Source organism: Thermoflexus hugenholtzii, from assembly GCF_018771565.1.
In the GTDB taxonomy this organism is placed as follows: Bacteria; Chloroflexota; Anaerolineae; order Thermoflexales; family Thermoflexaceae; genus Thermoflexus; species Thermoflexus hugenholtzii_A.
In genome coordinates this window covers 611,617-631,636 of sequence record NZ_CP076326.1, presented here as the reverse complement: position 1 = coordinate 631,636, position 20,020 = coordinate 611,617, and the positions used below count along the sequence as shown (strand labels likewise).

Here is a 20,020-nt window from a genome sequence, read left to right as displayed (position 1 = left end):
CGCCCGAATGGAGCTGAAGAGCTTCTGGCTGGGGACTGCGGATCCCTACACGCCGAACCCGCCCCTGACGGGGGAGGTGCGCGCGGACGTGGCGATCATCGGCGGGGGGTTCACCGGCCTCTCCGCCGCCCTGCATTTGAAAGAGGCGGAGCCGGGCCTCCAGGTCGCCGTTTTGGAGCAGGCTTACATCGGCTATGGGGCCAGCGGGCGCAACGCCGGCTTCGCCATGACCCTCTTCGGGCTCACCCTCTCCCTGACGGCGCTTCGCTTCGGCCGCCAGGCCGCCGCGGAAGCCCATCGCTATATGGAGCAGGCCGTCGACTATGTGGGGGAGCTCATCGCCCGCTACGGCATCGCCTGCGATTACGAGCGGCCGGGGTTCCTGCGCGTGGCCACCTCCCCGGCTTACGTCCGACGGATCCGGGAGGAGATCGAGCTGGCCCATCGCCTGGGGCTGACCGGGATCGAGTGGCTGGACGCCCAGGCCGTGCGGGAACAGGTGAACTCGCCCCGCTACCTGGGGGCCTGGTGGGAGCCCCGCTGCGCCCTCCTCAACCCCCTCCGATATGTGCGGGGGCTGAAGCGGGCCGCCGAGGGCCTCGGCGTCCACATCTATGAGCACACCCCCGTTCGGGCCATCGAGCGCTGGCCGGGCGGCTTCCTCCTGCGCACCCCTCAGGGGATCCTGCGGGCGGAGAAGCTGGTGTTCGCGGCCAACGCCTACTCCCACCGACTCCCTTTCATCCGCCGCAAGCAGGTCCCCGCCTTCACCTACATCGTGGTGACGGAGCCTCTCTCCCCGGAGCGATTGGCCCCCATCGGCTGGCGGAACCGGCAGGGGATCGAGGATGCCCGCAACCTGGTGCATTACTACCGCCTGACCCCCGACAACCGTCTGCTGATGGGCGGAGGGGATGTCGGCGTCCCCTTCGGAAGCCGGATGGATCTCGACGAGAACGAACGGATCTTCCGGGAGCTGGAAGCCTACATCCCGGAGGTCTTCCCCTCCCTGAAAGGGGTGCGGATCGAATATCGATGGGGCGGGCCGGTCTCGGTCACCGTCGATATGGCCCCGGCCCTCGGGTATGTGGGGGACCGCCGGGCGGTCTACGCCCTGGGTTGCATCGGCCACGGCGTGGCCCTGACGACCATGAACGGCCAGATCGTGCGCGACCTGATCCTGGAGCGCCGGACCCCCCTCACGGAGCTTTTCTTCGTCAACCGCCGGGTGATCCCATGGCCGCCGGAGCCGCTGCGCTTCGCCATCGGACATCTCATTCGGGGGTATATGCGCCTGGAGGATCGGATCCTGGATCGCGGGCCGGCAAGCCCATGAGGGAGGTTCGTTAAGGGATGGGCAAGGAGCCGAGCCTGGAGGACCTGGAGCGGGCCCTGGCCCTGAAGCGCCGCGAGGTCCGCTTGAAGCGATGGATCCGGGAGGGACGCCTTCCGCTGGAGGCGCCGCCCCCCGCCGGGGAGCCCACCCCCCCGGAGCCACCGGCGCTTCCCCCTGACCCTCACCTCCATGCGGAGGTGGAGTGGGAAGCTCCCCGATGGCGGTTCCGGCTGCCTCGCCCGCGCATCTCGTGGGCAACCTGGCGGGACCGCCTCCTGCTGGGGGTGGAGATCGCGGCCCTGCTGGGGGCCATCCTTTTGCTGCTCTCCTCCTGGCAGGCGATGCGCCCGGCCGCCTCCGGCGAAGGGCCCCGGGCGACCCCCACGCCCACGCCGCTGATCCCCGTCCTCGTCCTGCCGGGCGGGCATCGACCGCCCACCGCCCCCGGGGAGCCCGCGCCGAACCCGGAGGAGATCCCGGAACACCTGCGGGCCCTCGTGGCCTCCCTCCCCACCCCGGTGCCCATCACCCCGGGCCCGCGAAGCCCCACCCGCATCGTCATCCCCGCCATCGGGGTGGACGCCCCGGTGGTCCCGGGGACGGATTGGGAAGCCTTGAAAAAAGGCGTGGGACATCACCCGGGGACGGCGAACCCCGGGGAGCCCGGAAACATGGTGCTGGCCGGCCATAACGACATTTACGGGGAAGTGTTCCGGGACCTCGAGAAGCTCCGCATCGGTGATGAGATCTGGGTCTACGCCGGAAGCCGGGCCTATCGCTACGTGGTGGTCCAGAAACAGGTGGTCCTCCCTACCCAGGTGGAGGTGATGGCCCCCACCCGCGATCCGGTGGTTACCCTGATCACGTGTTATCCTTATCGGGTGGACACCCACCGGCTGGTGGTGGTGGGGGAATTGCGATGAGGGAGGCGATGGCGGAGCTGGACGTCGGGGTGGTCATCGTGAACTACAACACGCGGGAGCTGTTGCGGCGCTGCCTGCAGACGGTGCAGGCCAGCCGGGGCGTGACCTTTGAAGTGTGCGTGGTGGACAACGCCTCGGAAGACGGCAGCGCGGCGATGGTGGAGCAGGAATTCCCGCAGGTCCGGTTGATCCGCAGCCCGGTCAACGGCGGCTACGCCTATGGGAACAACCTGGGGCTGCGCGCTTTCGGCTTCGGGGAGCCGGGGCGGACGCCCAGAATCCGTTACGCCCTGCTTCTCAACCCGGACACCGAGGTGCCGCCGGACGCCCTGGCCCGGATGGTGGCCTTCATGGACGCCCACCCGGAGGCCGGGGCGGCAGGCCCGAAGATCGTTCGCCCCGATGGCTCCCTGGACCTGGCGTGCCGGCGCAGCTTCCCCACCCCGGAGGTGGCCTTCTACCGTTTCTCCGGCCTGAGCCGGCTCTTCCCGAAGAGCCCTCGCTTCGCCCGCTACAATCTGACCTTCCTGGACCCGGATCAAACCTATGAGGTGGATTCCGTCGTCGGGGCGTTCATGATGGTGCGCCGCGAGGCCATCCTGCAGGTGGGGCTGCTGGACGAATCGTTCTTCATGTATGGGGAAGATCTGGACTGGGCGTATCGCATCAAGCAGGCCGGCTGGAAGATCTATTACTACCCGGAGGTGGTCGTCCTGCACGTCAAGCGCGCCTCCAGCCGGATGAGCCCGCGGGCCCGCTACGAGTTCAACCGGGCGATGTGGATCTTCTATCGGAAGCACTATCAGGCCACCACGCCGGCCTGGCTGGATCTGCTGGTGCGGGTGGGGCTGGTGCTGAAGGGAGGCTGGCGGCTGTGGCGGGAGATGCGCCGGGACCTGCGGGAGCGCCGCGAGGCCCCCGCCTTCTCCGCTTCAGAGCGGTGATGGGAAAAGGAGGTGCGGGATGAACCGGAAGCGTGCCCGGTGGCTGCACAGCGCCCTCCTGTTGCTGAACGATCTGGGGATGACGGCCCTCGCCTTTTACGCCGCTTACGCGATCCGCGCCCGGCTCCCCTGGCCCTATCCCCCCCAGAACCTGCCGGGCTTCCCGGCTTACCTCCCGATGCTGGGGGTGCTGCTCCTTTACGTGGCCATCCTGTTCTTCCTCCACCGGCTCTATCATCTCGGCCGGGCCACCTCCCGCCTGGACGAGCTGTCCCGGGCTGCTGCGGCCTTCTCCCTCGCGGTGATCTTCACCGTGGCCACCGTCTCCCTGGCGTTCAAAGACACCCTGTTCGGCTTCGATTATCCGCGGGCCATGGTGCTGTATGCCTGGGGCCTGGGGATCCTCCTCGTCGCAATCGGCCGTCTGCTGGTGCGGGGCCTGTGGGGCGCCCTGCGGGCCCGGGGCTGGGACCGCAGCCGTATGCTGATCGTGGGGACGGGCGAGGCGGCGGAGGCGGTGATCCGTCGCATCCAGAACGCGCCCGAGTTCGGCTACGAGCCCATCGGCGTGGTGGCCCTGCGGGGCAACGGCGCCACCCATGTGGCCGGGGTCCCGGTGATCGGAACCGCTGAGGATCTCCCGGATTTGGTCTACGCCCGGGACGTCGATGAGGTGTTGATCGCCGTCCCGGAGGCCCCCCACAGCGAGGTGCTGCGCCTGATCTCCCTGTGCGAGCGCAGCAACCTCTCCATCAAGATCTACCCCGATATCTTCCAGCTGATCGCCACCCAGCCTTCCCTGGATGACCTGGGAGGGTTGCCGCTGCTCACCGTGCGGGATGTCGCCCAGCGGGGCTGGAAGCTGGCTCTCAAGCGGGCGATGGACATCGTAGGGGCCGCGGTGGGATTGATCCTGCTCTCGCCCCTTATGCTGCTCATCGCCCTCCTCATCAAGCTGGATTCCCCCGGGCCGGTTTTCTACGTGCAGGAGCGCATGGGGCTGGACGGGCGTCCCTTCCTGATGCTCAAGTTCCGCTCCATGCGGGCCGATGCCGAGAAGGAGGGGCCGGGCTGGACCCGGCCGGATGATCCGCGGCGAACCCGGGTGGGAGCGATCCTGCGTCGGCTGAACCTGGACGAGCTGCCCCAGCTGATCAACGTGCTGCTGGGGGACATGAGCCTGGTGGGGCCGCGCCCGGAGCGCCCCGTCTACGTGGAGCAGTTCCGCCGCGTGATCCCCCGCTACATGGAGCGCCATCGGGAGAAGGCGGGGATCACCGGCTGGGCACAGATCAACGGCCTGCGGGGAGACACCTCCATCACGGAGCGCACCAAATACGATCTCTGGTATGTGGAGAACTGGTCCCTCTGGCTGGACATCAAGATCCTGCTGCGCACCCTGGTTCAGACCCTGACCTTCCGAAGCCCCAACGCCTATTGAACCGGAGGACCGATCCCGTGCGCCGGAGGCTGGAGCAGGATGGCGATCCCCGAGCTCCATAAGAAGGCGGCCCAACGCGGGTTGCCCAGCCTGATCTGGGGGCCGGGACAGGCCCGACGTCTGGAGCTGATGCGGCGTTACGTCATCCTGGAGGGGGCCCGCATCCTGGTGGACGGCTGCGGGATCGGGATCTATGTGGAGGCCCTGCGGGCGTTCTCCCCGGAGGTGCACGGGCTGGACATCGACGCCGACTACCTGCGGGAGGCCCGCCGGCGTGGCCTCGGATGCCTGGTGCAGGCCGCCGCCGAAGCCCTCCCCTACCCCGACGAGAGCTTCGATGTGATCCTTTCCCACGAGGTCATCGAGCACGTGGCCGATGACCGTCGGGCGGTCGCGGAGATGGTGCGGGTGCTGCGCCCCGGCGGGCGGATCCTCCTGTTCTGCCCGAACCGCTGGTTCCCTTTTGAAACCCACGGGCACTACTGGCGGGGGCGGTATTACTTCGGGAACACCCCCCTGATCAACTACCTGCCGGATCCTCTGCGCAACCGTCTGGCTCCCCACGTGCGGACCTACAGCGGGCGGGCCTTGCGCCGCCTCTTCGCCGGCCTCCCGGTGCGCATCGTGCACCACACCCGGATCTTCCCCGCCTTCGATCGGATCGCGGACCGGCATCCCCACCTGGGCCGCTGGCTGCGCCGCCTCGCCAACCGCCTGGAGCACACCCCCCTGAACCGGTTGGGGCTCTCCCACTTCCTGGTGGTGGAAAAAATCCGGTAAGGGCGACTGGCCAATCGCCCCTCGTTTCGTTGATCCATCCTGCATCCGGAAAAACCGGAAGGTCCTGCCCCTCCCCGGCTCCCCTTGCTCTCCCCATGCCGCCGGGTGTAAGATGAATCCTGCAATTATCCGCAGGCGCATCGTTTTCATCAGTGGAGGATTCATGGATTTCGAGCGCTTTCTCCGCCTGATCGGCATGGTGGTGCTGGGGATCGCCGGATGGCGCCTGGGGATGGACGCCGCCCGGATGGGGCTGGACTCCCGGCCGGCGTGGCAGTTCGCCCTTGCCTTCGCCCTGGCCGGCGCCATCCTGGGCCTGGTCCTCACCCCCTGGCTGACCATCCGCCCGGCGGCCATGATCCGGCAGGTGATCCGTCCCATCCCGTTGCAGCAGCTGCTCGCCGGCACCGCCGGGCTCATCCTGGGCCTGATCATGGCCGGGCTGGTCTCCTACCCCCTCTCACTGCTGCCCGACCCGCTGGGCCGGGTCCTGCCCTCCCTGGGGGCGGTGTTCTTCGGCTACCTGGGCCTCACCGTGGCCGGGACCCGCTACAAGGATCTCCTGGCTCTGCTCCCCCGCCACCTGCGGGAGCGGGACGGCGAGCACGCCATCCTCCTGGACACCAGCGTGATCATCGACGGGCGCATCGCCGACGTCGCCCGCACCGGCTTCATCCAGGCCACCCTCCTGGTGCCGCGCTTCGTCCTGAACGAGCTGCAACACATTGCCGACTCCCAGGATCCCCTGCGACGGAATCGGGGGCGGCGCGGCCTGGAGATCCTCAACCGCATGCAGAAAGAGGGCCACGTCCCCATCCGTATCGTGGATATGGAGGTGGAAGGACGGGAGGTCGATGAGAAGCTCATCGCCCTGGCCCGGCGGCTGCGCTGCCCGATCATGACCAACGATTACAACCTCAACCGCGTGGCGGAGCTGCAGAACGTCCGGGTCCTGAACATCAACGAGCTGGCCAACGCTGTGCGCACCATCCTCCTGCCCGGCGAGACCCTCACCCTCCCCATCATCCAGGAGGGGAAGGAGCCCGGCCAGGGTGTGGGCTATCTGGAGGATGGGACGATGGTGGTGGTGGAGGAGGGGCGGCGCTACATCGGCCGGGAGATCCCGGTGGTGGTCACCAAGGTGCTCCAGACCGCAGCGGGGCGGATGATCTTTGCCCGCCCGGAGGAGCCGGCCCGCAGCGCTTCATAAGGATAGGAGTTACGCAGTTGGATCTGTCCTTCTCCCCATGCGACGGATGGGCTATCATCATGATGGAGGCAGCGGCGATGCCGACGGTCTGCCTGCGGTTCCGATTCGAGGAGCATCCCAGGATCCGCGCCCTGATGGAGGCCTGCGCCGACATCCAGCGGCAGACCATCGACTACGCCCTGGAAAACGGCAAAACCGCCACCTTCACCCTCATCCAGGCCCTCTACCCCTCCCTGCGCACGCAGCATCCGGATCTCCACTCCAACCTCATCTACGGGGCGATCCGATCCGGCGCCCGGATCGTCCACGGCTTCCGAAACCGGCAGCGGAAGGGGAAGACCCGAGCGGACCGGCCGGAGATCCGGCGTCCATCGGTCTACCTGGTCCAGCAGACGGTGAAGATCGAATGGGATGGCGAGACCCTGACCGTCACGATCCCGGTCTCCCCCCGGGATCCGGAGCCCATCGTCCTCACCTTTCGCCCTCATCACCAGTATCGCCGGCTGCTGGACGAGTGGAAGGCGGGGCGGGCGAGGATGGGGGAGCCGACGCTCACAGCCCACTCCCTCTCCATTCCCTTGAAGTTCCCCGACCCCATCCCCTATGAGCCGGAGGGGGTGATCGGGATCGACAGCAACGAGGGGAATCTGACGGCCTTTGTGACCTCCACCGGTGAGATCCGGGAGATCGACACGGGATATGTGGGGAAGGTCAACCGGGACCATCTGCGGCGCGAGATCAAAGGGACAAGAGGGAAGCACAACCCGAAGGCCAAAAAGAAGATCGCCTCCAAGCACGGCCGGATCCGCCGGGAGAAGACGGAGAACTTCTGGCATCATCTGGCCCTGGCGCTGATCGCGTGGGCGCTTGGAATGAAAGCGGCTCTGGTGCTGGAGGATCTTCGGGGGATGAAGGAGCGGATCGGGAAGGGGAAGTCCAGGAGGATGCGGCAGCGTCTGCTCAACTTCTGGAGCATTATGACTTTCCATCGCATTCTGGTTCACAAGGCAAGATTCTACGGCGTTCCGGTGATTTTGGTGGATCCGCAGAACACGTCTCGGGCGTGTCCGGTATGCGGCAGGGTGGTAGACCGGCTAAGGGGACACGCCCTGGCGTGCCCTTGCGGGGCGAGGATGGGCCGTCACGAGGCGGCGGCGGTGAACATCGCCCGCAGGGGGGTGGAATTCCTCGGGGGCCTGGGCCCTCGGGGCAGGGGTCGGTGGGCGACCCCCGTGGCCGGTCCTCTGGCCTCGGGATAAAACCCAAGGCCACGATCGGAATGCGCAGAAAACTGCGTAAGTCCTAAAGGAAAAACCATCGGATCCAGCACATCCAGCGGAGGGAGATCGCCCGATGAGCCTGGTCGTCTATAACTTCCTCACCCGCCGCAAGGAGCCCTTCATCCCGCTGCATGAGGGACGGGTCCACATGTATGTGTGCGGGCCGACCGTCTACGACCACGCCCACGTCGGCCACGCCAAGCTCTATGTCTCCATGGACGTCATCGTCCGCTACTTCCGCTACCGCGGCTACAAGGTCCGCTACGTCCAGAACATCACCGATGTGGGGCACCTGCTGGACACGGGTGAGGACCGCATCTTGAAGGGGGCGGCGCGGGAGCGCCTGGAGCCGATGGAGCTGGTGGAGAAATACATGCGCAGCTACTTCGAGGATATGGACGCCCTGGGAGTGGTCCGGCCGGACATCTCCCCACGGGCCTCATGCCATATCCCCGAGATGATCGAGATGATCAAGGTCCTGATCCAGAAAGGCCATGCCTACGAGGTCAACGGCTCCGTCTACTTCTCGGTGGAGTCCTGGCCGGAATACGGGAAGCTGTCGGGCCGCCGTCTGGAGGAGCAGGAGGAGGGCGCGCGGGTCCCGGTGCGGGAGGAGAAGCGTCATCCCGCCGATTTCGCCCTCTGGAAGCGCGCCGAGCCGGAGCACATCCTGCGCTGGCCCAGCCCCTGGGGCTGGGGCTACCCGGGGTGGCACATCGAGTGCTCGGTGATGGCCACCAAATACCTGGGCCAGCCCTTCGACATCCATGGCGGCGGCATCGATAACCTGTTCCCCCACAACGAGAGCGAGATCGCCCAGGCCGAGGCTGCCAACGGGGTGCCCTTCGCCCGCTACTGGCTGCTCACCGGCTCGCTCACGGTGAACGGCGTCAAGATGAGCAAAAGCCTGGGGAACGTGGTGCGCATCAAGGACGCCCTGCAGCGCTACCGTCCCCAGGCCATCCGCCTCTTCATCCTCTCCAGCCATTACCGCTCGCCCATCGATTACAGCGAGGAGGCGATGGAGGCGGCCGAGAAGGGCCTGGACCGCCTCTGGAACACGGTGATCGAGGTGCGGGAGCGGCTGGCCCGCGGGGACGCCCCCGAGTCGGCGGAGCCGGAGGCGTTTATGGAGGAGATCCAGCGGGCGCGGCGCGCCTTCCTGGAGGCGATGGACGACGATTTCAGCACGCCGGAGGCCCTGTCGGTCCTCTTCGAGTTCTCCAAGGCCGTCAACGGCCTCCTGTTCGGCGGGGCCACCGTGGGCCGTCCCGTCCTGGAGGCTATCGACGCCGTCTACCGGGAGCTCGGCGGCCAGGTCCTGGGCCTGATCCCCGATGAGATCCGGCCGGACGTCTCCTCGGACCTGGTGGCGGGGCTGGTGCAGTTGCTGATCGAGCTGCGGGCGGAGGCCCGCCGCCAGCGCGACTTCGCCCGGGCCGATCAGATCCGCGAGCGCCTGCGGGCCCTGGGGATCCTCCTGGAGGACCGACCCGACGGCACGGTCTGGCGGATGGGACGGGCGGGATCTTAGAGGAGGAATCCATGGCTGATGTCCTGATCAAAGAAACGATTCTGCACGAACTGGAAGATCTAAAGGAGAACCAACTTCCGGAGGTCCTGGATTTCATCCGCCTCCTGAAGTCCAGGGGAGGCAAGGAGCGGATTATCCTCATGGACGCCGCAGACTATCGCATCCTGCGAGCCGTAGCGGCTTATCGGACGAGGCCGCCGCATCCTTCTCCCCTCGCCGAACCGACGCTGGAACCGGTCGGGTTGAGCGAGGAGGAACTGAGGCCGGAGGCGGAGGAAGCAGCCGATGGATCCCAGGCCCGATGGAATCAAATCATTGCCGCTTATCTGGACGGTCACATTAATCTCGGACGTGCGGCTCGGCTGCTGAACCTCCCCGTCGATGATCTCAGGGAACGCTTCCTGCGGCTGGGCGTGCCTTTGCGGCTTGGGCCGGAAACGATGGAGGAAGCCCAGGCAGAGATCACGGTCGGCCTCTCCATCGAGACCCCTTAGTTGGAGAGCGCAGTGATCCTGCTCGACACCACGGTTCTCAGCAATTTCGCCCGCATCGGCCGATTGGATTTGTTGCGTGCAGTGTTATCCAACGCCGCAACCACACCATATGTGATAGACGAATTAAAGGCCGGCGAGGTTTCCGGCTATCTGTTCGATTGTGACTGGGAATGGCTGGAAATCGTGAAATTAAGCCCCACAGAGGAAGACCATCTTACTCGCATTCGCCGAATCCTCGGGGAGGGCGAGGCCTCCTGCATCGCGGTGGCTCTGGAGAGGGGAGGCATCCTGTTCACGGATGACGGGGATGCGCGCCGTTACGCTCTTCGCCTTGGCATCCCCGTTTCCGGCACGTTGGGAGTGCTGGCATTGCTGGTCAAGAAGGGCTACCTCACCCTAAGCGGACGACTGCTTGATGAAGATGATCAAAGCCGGTTACCGGTCGCCGGTGAAGAGCGTGTCCGAGATCCCGGGTTTCCCATCGTCCCGGGAATAAGGGATCGCCCGGTCGCTCGAAGGAGCTGAGTGCGGAAAAGGGCGGCGACGTTTCAGGTTTAATCCGGAGGCCTCGATGAGCCGGGATCCCTCGCCCCAGGAGCGCCGCCGGTTGCTGGAGGAAGAGCTGCACCGGTTGGTAGAGATCCTGCGCCGGGAGGTGGATCCGGAGCGGATCATCCTCTTCGGATCCCTGGCGACCGGGGAGATCGGGCCATGGTCGGATATTGATCTCGTCATCGTCATGCGGACGGACCAGCCGTTCATCGAGCGCCTTCACACCATCCGGCGGCTCCTTCAGCCCCGCGTGGCCACTGATCTGCTGGTCTACACGCCGGAGGAGTTCGAGCAGCTCGCTCGGGAACGGCCATTTGTGCGAGAGGAAATCCTGGCCAAGGGGGTGCTTCTCTATGCACGAGGCGGCGAAGCCGTGGCTCGATCTCGCCTGACGCTTTAGAGCCGGTTGCTCGTAGTCCGCCGCGGCGGCCTCAGGATCCCCTGCGCCCAATACCATTCCAGAGTGCGGCGGGCTCCCTCCTCAAAGGGCGTGGGCTCGAACCCCAGCTCCCGCCGGGCTTTCTCCGAGGAGACCACCCAGTCGTAGAACACATACGTGGCCAGGGTCAGCGGGTAATAAGGCTCCCGCCCGGTGAGGTCTGCCAGCTTCGTCCAGGCCCAGGCCAGAGCTCGCATGGGAGCCGCCGGGACGTTGATCCGCCATGCGGGAACCCCGGCGAGGCGGGCGACGATCTCGTAGATCTCCCCGTGGGTCCGGCTTCGATCGGCCACGTTGTAAACCTCCCCCACCCGCCCCCGATGCAGCGCCGCCTCGATCACCCGACAGAGGTCCGGCACGAAGATAGGGAACGTGTAGCGGCGGCCGCCGTGGACCTGCAGGCGCAGCCCGCGCAGGAAGTCCTCGAAGAACAGCCGGTTGAAGGCGTAGCGCCCCCAGGGGCCGTAGAAGGCTCCCGGGCGCAGGATCACCGCCGGGAGCCCTCTCCCGACCGCCTCCTGAACCAGCCGCTCGCCCTCCCACTTCGTCCGCTGATAATCATCCACCGGCCGGCAGGGATAGGTTTCATCGATCACCGCGCCCGGACGCGGCCGCCCCACCACCGCCACCGTGGAGATGTGGACGAACCGCCTCACACCTGCGGCCAGGGCCGCCTCCGCCACGTTCCGCGTCCCCTCGACGTTGACCCCCCAGTAGCGCGCCCGCGGACCCCAGAACCGGAAGTAGCCCGCCGCGTGGATCACGGCGTCGCAGCCCTCCACCGCCGCCCGCACGGAGACGGGGTCCTGGATATCCCCGAAGGCGATCTCCACCCCATGGGCGGCCAGGAACTTCCAGTCTGAAGTCGGGCGAACCAGGGCGCGCACGCGATATCCCTGCTCCGCCAGATATGGGCAGAGGTTCCGCCCCAGGAAGCCCGTGGCGCCGGTCACCAGGATGCGCATGGCCGGCTATGGGGAGCGCTCGAGATCGTCGGCCGCGAACGCCAGCCCGAGGCGCCGCAGGGTCTCCGGCCTCGGCCGCCCGGTCTCCGGGTCCCACCCGCGGACCTCGTAATACTCGCGCAGCATGACCTCCAGATCCGGGACGAAGCCGGCCGCCCCGCCCTCCCCCAGCGGCTCCAGCAGCCGTTTCGGAAGCCGGTCGTCCGCCCGGGTCGCCCCCAGGCGATGGTTGAGGGCCCGCTTCAGCTGCCAGGCCCGTTCCCCCACCTCCAGCATCCGCCCCAGGTCCCAGTCCCATCCCATCGCGGCGTTGAGCAGGGCCAGGGCCGTAGAGGGAGCCACATGGGCGAAGTAACAGAGGACCAGGCTGTTGCACACCGTCCGCCAGTTCTGGTGGATCGCCACATAGCGGGCTTTGCCCTCGCATTGATGGCGATCGAGATAGGGGATGCCCAGCTCCTCATCGGATTGGCCCAGCTCCACCATGAAGAAGTCGCTCTGGTTGTGGCACGCGCCGCGGGGGGACGTGGCGTAGCTCAGGGCCATCCCCGCCACCCCGCGCGGATCGTGATAGGGGACCTCCAGGCCTTTCACCTCCACCGCCAGATCCTCCGCGCCGAAGGCCCGTGCCAGGCCGCGGGCCCCCTGGGCCAGCAGCGCCCCGAATCCCTCCCGCCGGGCCGTCTGGGCGATGAGGATCTCCGCCGGCCGCGCATCCCCCCAGCGCAGGGCCAACCCCCCGGTGTCCCGTTCCGTGAGGACCCCGCGCTCGAAGAGCAGATAGGCCAGGCCGAGGACGTTCCCCATGCTGATGGAATCCAGCCCGTAGCGATCGCACAGATCCCCCAGATGCGTGATGAGGGCGAGGTCGTCGTTCAGGAGGTTCGAACCGAAGGCGGCGATGGTCTCGTATTCGGGGCCCTTCGCCTTCGTCCGGGCATAGGGGCCTTCGGGGATGGTCACCACCCGCCCGCAGGCGATCACGCAGGCGTGGCAGGCCGAGACCCCCGAGAGGATCGTCTCGGCCATGGCGGCCCCGCTCACCTTCGACGCGCCCTCCCAGGCGCCCTGCCCGTAATACCGTTTGGGCATGCTCCCCAGCAGCTCGAAATACTCCGCCGCACCGGCCGTCCCCGTCTCCCGGAACACCCGGGTCAGGTTGTCCTCCCGCAGCGCCCGGTTGGCCTGCGACCGCAGCGCCCCGAACTCCTCCGGGCGGGCCAGGGGCAACGGCTGGTTCCCCCGCACCGCGATGGCCTTCAGGTTCTTGGAGCCCATCACCGCGCCCATCCCGGTGCGGCCCGCTACCCGACCGTGGTCGCACAGGATCAAGGCGAAGGGGACCTGGTTCTCCCCGGCGACGCCGATGGCCGCCACCCGGGCCAGGGGATCCCCCACCTCCTGCCGGATGGCCGCCTGAACGGCGTAGGGATCGCGGCCCCAGAGATGAGCGGCGGGGCGGATCTCGACCCGACCGTCGTGGATCCAGAGGTAGACCGGTTCCGGGGCGCGTCCCTCGATCCATAGCGCATCGTAGCCGGCGAAGCGCAGCTCCGGCCCCCAGAACCCGCCGCAGTTGGACTCCCCCCACAGCCCGGTGGCGGGGGAGCGGGCGCACATCGTAAACCGTCCGACGGCCGGGCCAGCGGTGCCGGTCAGCGGGCCGGTGAGGAACAGCAAGGGGTTCTCCGGGCCCAGGGGATCCACCTTCGGATGGAGGCGCTCCCACAGCATCCGCGCCGCCAGGGCGCTGCCCCCGATGAAATCCTCCACCCACCCCGAGGGGATCTCCTCCTCCCGGATCCGCTGCGAGGAGAGATCCACCCTCAGCAGCCGACCGAAACGCGTCATCGGTTTCCTCCCTCCTTCTGTAACGCAAAATTTATTTCGCGAAAACCGCCTCGCTCCTCCCCGACCGGGTGGGACGCCGCTTCCGGAGGACTTCCCGGCTCTAATCCGGGTAATCGGCCTCCGGATCCGTGTAGATAGGGGGTGGATCAGGAGTCCGTCGGACGCGCCACAGGCCCCGCAGGTCCTCCAGGGCGGTGCGCAGGATCTTCACCCGGGTGTCGGGGTCCTCCCGCCAGATCACCGGGACCTCCCACACGGTGTAGCCGCGCTGCTCGGCGCGCAGGAGCAGCTCCGTGTCGAAGAACCAGGATTGATTGGCCACCCGGGGGACAAGCTCCTGGGCCGCCTGGCGGGTGATGGCTTTAAACCCGCACTGGGCATCCCGGAAGCGGCGGCGGGGGAAGAGCAGCCAGACGATGAAGTTATAGATCCGGGAGATGATCTCGCGCTTGAGGGAGCGGGTGATGCGGGATTGCGGGTGCAGCCGGCTGCCCGTGGCCACGTGATAGCGGCCCTCCACCAGGGGTTGGATCAGCGGCATGAAGGCGCTGAGGTCAGTGGACAGATCGACGTCCATGTAGGCCATCACATCGGCGTCGCTCTCCAGCCAGGCCTTGCGCAGCGCCCGTCCCCGTCCCTTCCGGTTCAGCCGGATGTAGGCCACCTCCTCCGGCCACTGGGCCGCCAGCCGCCGCCCGATCTCCGGCGTGCGGTCCACCGAGGCGTTGTCGGCGATCACGATGCGCCAGCGGTAGGGGCAGTTCGCCTGCAGGAAAGCGCGCAGCTTCTGAACGCTGGGCTCCAGGTCCCGCTCCTCGTTGTAGACCGGGATGACCACATCCACCCGAACGGACCGATCCATGAAGCGGAGGCCTCCAGGGAGACGTCTTCCGGGGATATTTTAGCCGAAGGGCGCGCTTTGCCCCTCCGCGGATCCACCTCCCGCGGTGGCGAGAGCATTGTCCCCCTACGCAGGGGACAGACAGATCGGAGAAGACTCACTATCATGCCGAACAGAAATTCCTTACGGAGGAAGATGGAAATGGAGGAGCGAGAGCGATCTCGTCATACGGATCGCGCGACAGGTGTCCGGGTGGCCCAGGGATCCCAACGCTTTCGCGAAAGTCGATGGCTGATCGTATGGGTCAGCTGTCTATTGCTCTCCCTGGGCGGGAGCCCTGCATTCGGTGAACGGATGCAAAGTGTTTCCCCTACTCCGCCTCAGCCGCAATGGTGGGCAAACGTGACCGCCTCTTACATTGCGGTGGCCTTCTGGACCTATTGGCCCATTCCGGAACCCCATTTCGGAGCCTTCTTCCAGGGCCGCTGGGGGCATAATCCGCACGATCTGGGGCCCGGCGGCGACCCGGCGACCTGTAGTTCCAGCGCCGGCTGCATTTCCAACTGGAACTGGTGGGGGGCCGATCGAAATGTGTTGCTGTTGCCCAAAGGGGGATGGCTAGCAACGGAGCCTCCGTGGGGGCCGAAATGGCAACCCAGCAATTACTCAGCTCGAGTATGGTTCGATTGAGGAGGCGGCCATGAAGCGCATCGCAATTGGCGTGGGCGTTCTCATGCTGGCCCTGGGCGTGGCGGCGGCTCTCCATCGGGCCCTGGCGCAGCCTTCCACCCCCTCCCCGCTAACGGCGCAAGCGTTGCCTGCGGAGGCCTTCCCCCAAAGTTATCGCCTGGAAGAGGGCCCTCTCTCCCCCCAGGCGCTCAATCATCCGCTGAATTCAGAGAACCTCGCCAGCATGGGGATCAAGGAGGAACCCCTCCGGTTCCGGGAAGGCTATGGGGTGGGGCTCGCCGTTTATGACGGTCAGCAAACCGGCCTGGTGTTTCACTTCCTCTATCGCTATGCCGACCCCGCCCAGGCCCGCCGGGCGGCGGAAGCGCTGATCCGCGCCTGGGGGCTGAAGGAGCGACCGGAGGTCGGAGGCTGGGAGGTCTCGGGCCGGGACTCCGAAGGGGGCGCCCTCCGGACCCTGGTGCAGGTGCGCGGCGAGGTCCTCAGCCTTCTGATCGTGAACGGGACGCAGGAAGCCGCCACACGCCAGCTCCTGGACCAGGCCGTCCAGGCCCTGGCCGCGCGGTGGGGGCGCTGAGCCTTAGATGGCGGGGAACCTCCCGCCCAGGGAGAGCAGGGGTCCGAAGATCCCTGCCCCCCTGATCGCAAAGCGTCAAACCGCTCTCTCTTCCGGAGCCCATGTTCGATCGATATGGCTTCGATGGGGGACGATAAACCCACGGTGAGGCCTCTGCGGGCCGACATGCCTTGCCCTCAATCGGTTGGCCTCCTATAATGTGATCAGGCGTTCTCCTCCGAAGGGGGGCGATGGCAGTCGGGCTGGTGGATAGCGATTCGATGCGCCGGGCTGTCTGGGCCGAGCGCCTGAGCGCCTGGGGCTTCTCCATCGCCTGGGAGGCGGCCACCGCCGCCGAGGCCCGGGTCGCCCAGGCCCGCCATCCCCCTTCCGCCCTGCTGGTGGCCTTCGAGCTGCTGGACGGCAGCGGCGCGGCGCTGCTGGCCGCCGCCATCCAGGCGCAACCGGAATGCTCGGGACTGCTGCTGGTGGAAGTCCCCCACCCTGCCCGGGAGGCCCTGGCCTGGAAGGCCGGCGCCCGGGGCTGCCTGTGGCGGGGGCAACCGTGCGAAAGGCTCCTCGCCGCCGTCCGGCAGGCCCTGGCCGGGACGTCGCTGTGGACCCCGGGGGCGGTGCGGCAGGCCCAGCGCTGGTGGGCGAGCTGGGGCGATCCGTGGGCGGCCCTCAGCCCGCAGCAGCGGGCGGTGGCCTGGGCGGCGGCCCACGGCCTGAGCAACAAGGAGATCGCCCGCGTGCTCGGCATCGCGCCGGAGACCGTCCGCACCCATCTGGCGCGGGCCCTGGCCCGCCTGGGGCGGGTGGATCGGGTGGACCTGACCCGCTGGCTGGCCCAGGGCGGCCTCCTGGACCCCCGCTGCGCGGCGCTGCTGGAAGAGGATCCCTTGCCGGACTTCCGGCAGCTGATCGAGGCCCTGATGGGCCTTGGGTAGACGGGGACCGCCCGCGGAAGGTCTGTCCCCCGACGCGGGGGACAGACAAGAAGCGGGGAGTGGGCTAGGATGAGAAGCGGAAGCCCAGGCAAGGGAGGTCTGCGATGGGGACGCGGTGGCTGCTTTACGATGCGGGGTGTTCCATATGCGCCGCCCTGGCCCGGGAGGTGGAGGCCCTCAGCGGCGGGCGGCTGCGGGTGCGGAGTTTGCGGGAGCCTGAGGTCCAGGCCCTGCTGGACCGCGCCCGTCCCGGCTGGCAGTGGGAGCCGATGCTCGTCGAGATCGAAGGGGAGCGGGTGCGGGTCTTGGTGGGCCTGGCGATGCGGGCGCGCCTGGTGCAGGTTCTGGGCCCGGTGCGGGCGTTGCGGCTGGCCCAGGCGGTGGCCCGGATGGGAGGCCCGGTGCTCGGTGTGGATTGGGGAAGGCGGCGGTTGCTGCAGCAGGGCGGCGCCCTGGCTGCCCTGGCCCTCCTCCGTCGCCTCCCCGGAGGCTCCCCAATGGCCAGGCCTGAGAAGGCCCCGCCCACCCCGCCCGCCACCGGAGCGGGCGAGGTCTGGGAGGGCTTCGTGCTCCTGCCGGAAGGTGCCCCGATTCCTCCCTTCGTGACCTGTGCCCCCGCCCCCATTCTATGTCAGACCGATGGCCGCCCGGAGGCCGAGGCCCTGCGGGGGGAGGTCCTTCCGGTGCAGGATCTTAATGAGGCACGGGCACGAAGCTCCCTCCCTCTGTATCAACCGGTCGGGATGCCCCTTCATCAGGGACGGATCATTCGCTTCCAGCAGGGAGGATCTGTGTTCTCCGTCATGCTGGATTTCGGCCTGAAAGAGCCGGAAGTCCGCTTGTGGGCCCGTCCGATCTATCCTCGACCTTACCCCATCTGGCCCGTGCGGCATCCGGACCAACCCGAGCGCCTGATCCAGCCGGAGAAAATTTCCTTCACTCCTGCTCCCGGCGTGCTGTTGCCCACCGCCGATGGATATATGGTCCAGTGGATCGAAAGGTCGATCCTGTATACCCTCCTCACCCATCACGATCCCGATGGCTCCTCGATTTACAAGATCGCACAATCACTAGCTCGACTTTAATCGAAAGGAGGATAGACATGGCGTATGCGTATGTTTATGCGCCCATTTCCGGAACAGTGACCGGGCGGGATTCCTACTGCAGCTGCCCTTGCGGGAACTGCAACGGATGTGGCAGTGCCCACGGTCGCTGCAAGAATTGGGCTTCCCCCATCGATATCGCGGGAACCGGATCCATCTACCTCTACGTTAACTATCCTACTGTTCGCCGTGTGCAAACATGGGTGGAATACAAATGTTGCTGCCAGGAGACCAACAACAGCTACGCGCGCTCTATCACGGTCGATTTGTATGTGTATGATAACGGGAAATATTGTTATGTGGGCTCGGTAATGTATGGCCATATCGCTAACCCCACCGTAAACAATGGACAATGGATCGATTTGACCTCAAGTTCCCTCAAATTAGGAGACGTAATAGGAGGCACATATACGTGCACTTTCACTTGTTATTCTGGAGCTCACGTGCATCTTGAGCGAAACCTGGGAGAAACCGTGGCGCCGTGTTGCTGTGCGAGCGTGACCGCAGGCACCACCGCGATTTACCGCTTTTACTACAACGCTGGATCTGCTTGCTAAGGAGGAGGCAACGATGAACAGGATCCTCCGAAAGCTGGCTCGGGCATTGTGGATCGCCTGGCTCGGAATGGCACTGGGATGTGGGGGACCTCTCGGAACTCCGGCGCCCTCTGGCAGGGAGGCACACCCCCCTGTTCCTTCGCCATCCATCCCAACCGCGTCGCTGATCCCTTCCCCCACGATCCCGAAAACTTCAACGGCGACCGCCTGCCGGCGTCTGGAGCCAAACCTGGAAACCCCGGAAGCCGCTTACTTGCCGGATCTGGCCGGGTGGTCCTGGGAAGAACTTCCCCTCCCAGGGACGCAGATCCGCCAGCTGGCCGGATTCCCTTTCCCTCCCATTCTGGAAGAAAGCTCCCCGGATGGCCGCTGGTTGAAGGTGCGCCTGGAACTCCATCCTCAGATGTTCGGGGCGATCGCGGAGGCCTTGATCGATCGGGAGGGATCCCAGCATCGCTGGCTGGTCCGGCCGCCTGATGAGCGCATCCTCTACACCTGGCTACCCGATGGGCGGCCGGTGTGGGGATACGGAAAGTCCCTCTTCCTCGGCGAGCCGCCCCAGGCCCAATCCTTGAACCCCCCCACAGAGATCACATGGGTATGGAGGGCAGCCAACGGGATCCTGTTCGCGCGGGATGGAGAAGGGGAACTGTGGCGCATGGAGATCCGCTCTGGACGCTGGGAACGCGTGATCAGCCCCCGTCCCCCTCAAACCGGCAAACTGGGCAATGCCTTTACGCTGGCCCCCAACGGAACCTACGGCCTGGCTGTGCAGCCAGAGGAACCCGGGATCGTGCGAGTCTGGCGGATCCCAGCGCGGATAGGCGCCCCTGCAGAGCCCCTTCCCGAGCTGAAACTCCGTTGGGTCGGTCGGGAGGGAAGCCCCGAAGAAACCCAGACCCAGGCGTTAGGAGATGGCCCATACTGGTATGTTTTCATGCCCAATGAGGAGCTGGGAGAGGGCTTTCTGCTGGATCTCCGAACCGGTCGCGTGATTCGTCCGACCGATTTGGGACTTCCCCAGTCGCTCCGATTCTGGAAATATTTTGTGCACCCTTCCGGGGAATGGGTGGCCATCGCGCTGCTGCCCGCGGGACACACCCCTCAGGGACCGGAGGATCCGACCCAAATCCTTTATCTGACGCCGGTGACGGATCTCCGAGCCGGGATCCAGCAGCCCGGCGCCCTGTTCGTTGCCTGGCTGGAAGATCCGGCCGGTATTGTCCTTCGAGAAGCGGGTGCCGAGACGCTGCGGGCTATGCGCCTGGAGCGAGGAGGGCGGATCACCGAGGTGCCCCTGAAGGGAGTGGGGCTCCCCCTGGGGAGCGCACGAGGCGTATGGCTCGGGGTGGAACGCGGCACGCCGGCCCGCCTCCTTCAGCTGACGCCGGAGGGGCAAATCCGGGAGCGGCTGGATCTGTCTCCTTTCTACGCCCGCATCGAATGGATCCGGGGTCAGGGCAATCGGGTCTATCTGGGGGCCGTTCTGAAAACGCCCGGGCCGGATGAAACGTGCCGCTATGCCCTGGTCGAATGGGCCTCAGGCCCCTGAGGGTGGGCGCAGCTGCCTGCCC

The 20,020-nt window shown here is 66.7% G+C and carries 18 protein-coding genes; 15 read left to right on the top strand and 3 right to left on the bottom strand.

The features are described 5' to 3' along the window. Positions 1 to 7 precede the first annotated feature (7 nt). From KNN16_RS02985 to KNN16_RS02935, 11 genes are all read left to right on the top strand, one after another. The gene (locus KNN16_RS02985) at positions 8 to 1,336 is read left to right on the top strand and encodes an FAD-binding oxidoreductase (protein WP_299285633.1); all 1,329 of its coding nucleotides are present in this window, start codon (positions 8 to 10) and stop codon (positions 1,334 to 1,336) included. Positions 1,337 to 1,353: 17 nt separating this feature from the next. Further along, positions 1,354 to 2,259 (top strand): sortase, encoded by a 906-nt coding sequence (locus KNN16_RS02980; protein WP_299285636.1) that lies wholly within the window; start codon positions 1,354 to 1,356, stop codon positions 2,257 to 2,259. Positions 2,260 to 2,267: 8 nt separating this feature from the next. Next, the gene (locus KNN16_RS02975; protein ID WP_088571255.1) at positions 2,268 to 3,203 is read left to right on the top strand and encodes a glycosyltransferase family 2 protein; all 936 of its coding nucleotides are present in this window, start codon (positions 2,268 to 2,270) and stop codon (positions 3,201 to 3,203) included. Positions 3,204 to 3,222: 19 nt separating this feature from the next. Then, complete coding sequence (locus KNN16_RS02970) at positions 3,223 to 4,644, top strand: undecaprenyl-phosphate glucose phosphotransferase (protein ID WP_299285642.1); 1,422 nt, start codon at positions 3,223 to 3,225, stop codon at positions 4,642 to 4,644. Between the two features lie 39 nt (positions 4,645 to 4,683). Next, the gene (locus tag KNN16_RS02965; protein ID WP_303898684.1) at positions 4,684 to 5,424 is read left to right on the top strand and encodes a class I SAM-dependent methyltransferase; all 741 of its coding nucleotides are present in this window, start codon (positions 4,684 to 4,686) and stop codon (positions 5,422 to 5,424) included. 163 nt (positions 5,425 to 5,587) lie between these two features. Next, a complete protein-coding gene (locus KNN16_RS02960; protein ID WP_299285648.1) occupies positions 5,588 to 6,634 on the top strand; it encodes a PIN/TRAM domain-containing protein in 1,047 nt (348 codons plus the stop codon). 77 nt (positions 6,635 to 6,711) lie between these two features. After that, positions 6,712 to 7,893 carry a transposase gene (locus KNN16_RS02955; protein ID WP_303898683.1) on the top strand — a complete coding sequence of 394 codons (1,182 nt, stop codon included), beginning with the start codon at positions 6,712 to 6,714 and terminating at the stop codon, positions 7,891 to 7,893. Positions 7,894 to 7,987: 94 nt separating this feature from the next. Further along, a complete protein-coding gene (gene cysS, locus KNN16_RS02950) occupies positions 7,988 to 9,448 on the top strand; it encodes a cysteine--tRNA ligase (protein WP_303898681.1) in 1,461 nt (486 codons plus the stop codon). Positions 9,449 to 9,459: 11 nt separating this feature from the next. Beyond that, the gene (locus KNN16_RS02945; RefSeq protein ID WP_303898680.1) at positions 9,460 to 9,942 is read left to right on the top strand and encodes a hypothetical protein; all 483 of its coding nucleotides are present in this window, start codon (positions 9,460 to 9,462) and stop codon (positions 9,940 to 9,942) included. Positions 9,943 to 9,954: 12 nt separating this feature from the next. Continuing rightward, entirely contained in the window at positions 9,955 to 10,467 is a 513-nt protein-coding gene (locus KNN16_RS02940) for a hypothetical protein (protein WP_303898679.1), read from the top strand. A 46-nt stretch (positions 10,468 to 10,513) separates the two neighbouring features. Next, a complete protein-coding gene (locus tag KNN16_RS02935; protein WP_303898677.1) occupies positions 10,514 to 10,894 on the top strand; it encodes a nucleotidyltransferase domain-containing protein in 381 nt (126 codons plus the stop codon). Here the strand turns inward: KNN16_RS02935 and KNN16_RS02930 are convergent. The 3 genes from KNN16_RS02930 to KNN16_RS02920 form a co-directional block, all read right to left on the bottom strand. Continuing rightward, on the bottom strand, positions 10,891 to 11,898 hold the full coding sequence (locus KNN16_RS02930) for an NAD-dependent epimerase/dehydratase family protein (RefSeq protein WP_303898676.1): 1,008 nt from the start codon (positions 11,896 to 11,898) through the stop codon (positions 10,891 to 10,893). The genes KNN16_RS02935 and KNN16_RS02930 overlap by 4 nt on opposite strands. Positions 11,899 to 11,904: 6 nt before the next feature. Then, positions 11,905 to 13,749, bottom strand: a complete 1,845-nt coding sequence (locus KNN16_RS02925; RefSeq protein WP_303898674.1) for an aldehyde ferredoxin oxidoreductase family protein — start codon at positions 13,747 to 13,749, stop codon at positions 11,905 to 11,907. Positions 13,750 to 13,849: 100 nt separating this feature from the next. Next, positions 13,850 to 14,611 (bottom strand): dolichyl-phosphate beta-glucosyltransferase, encoded by a 762-nt coding sequence (locus tag KNN16_RS02920; protein ID WP_303898672.1) that lies wholly within the window; start codon positions 14,609 to 14,611, stop codon positions 13,850 to 13,852. 679 nt (positions 14,612 to 15,290) lie between these two features. Here KNN16_RS02920 and KNN16_RS02915 point away from each other — a divergent pair. From KNN16_RS02915 to KNN16_RS02900, 4 genes are all read left to right on the top strand, one after another. Further along, the gene (locus KNN16_RS02915; RefSeq protein ID WP_303898670.1) at positions 15,291 to 15,857 is read left to right on the top strand and encodes a hypothetical protein; all 567 of its coding nucleotides are present in this window, start codon (positions 15,291 to 15,293) and stop codon (positions 15,855 to 15,857) included. A 230-nt stretch (positions 15,858 to 16,087) separates the two neighbouring features. Continuing rightward, a complete protein-coding gene (locus KNN16_RS02910; protein ID WP_303898669.1) occupies positions 16,088 to 16,786 on the top strand; it encodes a response regulator transcription factor in 699 nt (232 codons plus the stop codon). Between the two features lie 104 nt (positions 16,787 to 16,890). Further along, positions 16,891 to 17,871: a hypothetical protein gene (locus tag KNN16_RS02905; RefSeq protein WP_303898667.1), complete on the top strand. Its 981-nt coding sequence runs from the start codon at positions 16,891 to 16,893 to the stop codon at positions 17,869 to 17,871. An 828-nt stretch (positions 17,872 to 18,699) separates the two neighbouring features. Next, positions 18,700 to 19,998, top strand: a complete 1,299-nt coding sequence (locus KNN16_RS02900; RefSeq protein ID WP_303898665.1) for a hypothetical protein — start codon at positions 18,700 to 18,702, stop codon at positions 19,996 to 19,998. Positions 19,999 to 20,020 lie beyond the last annotated feature (22 nt).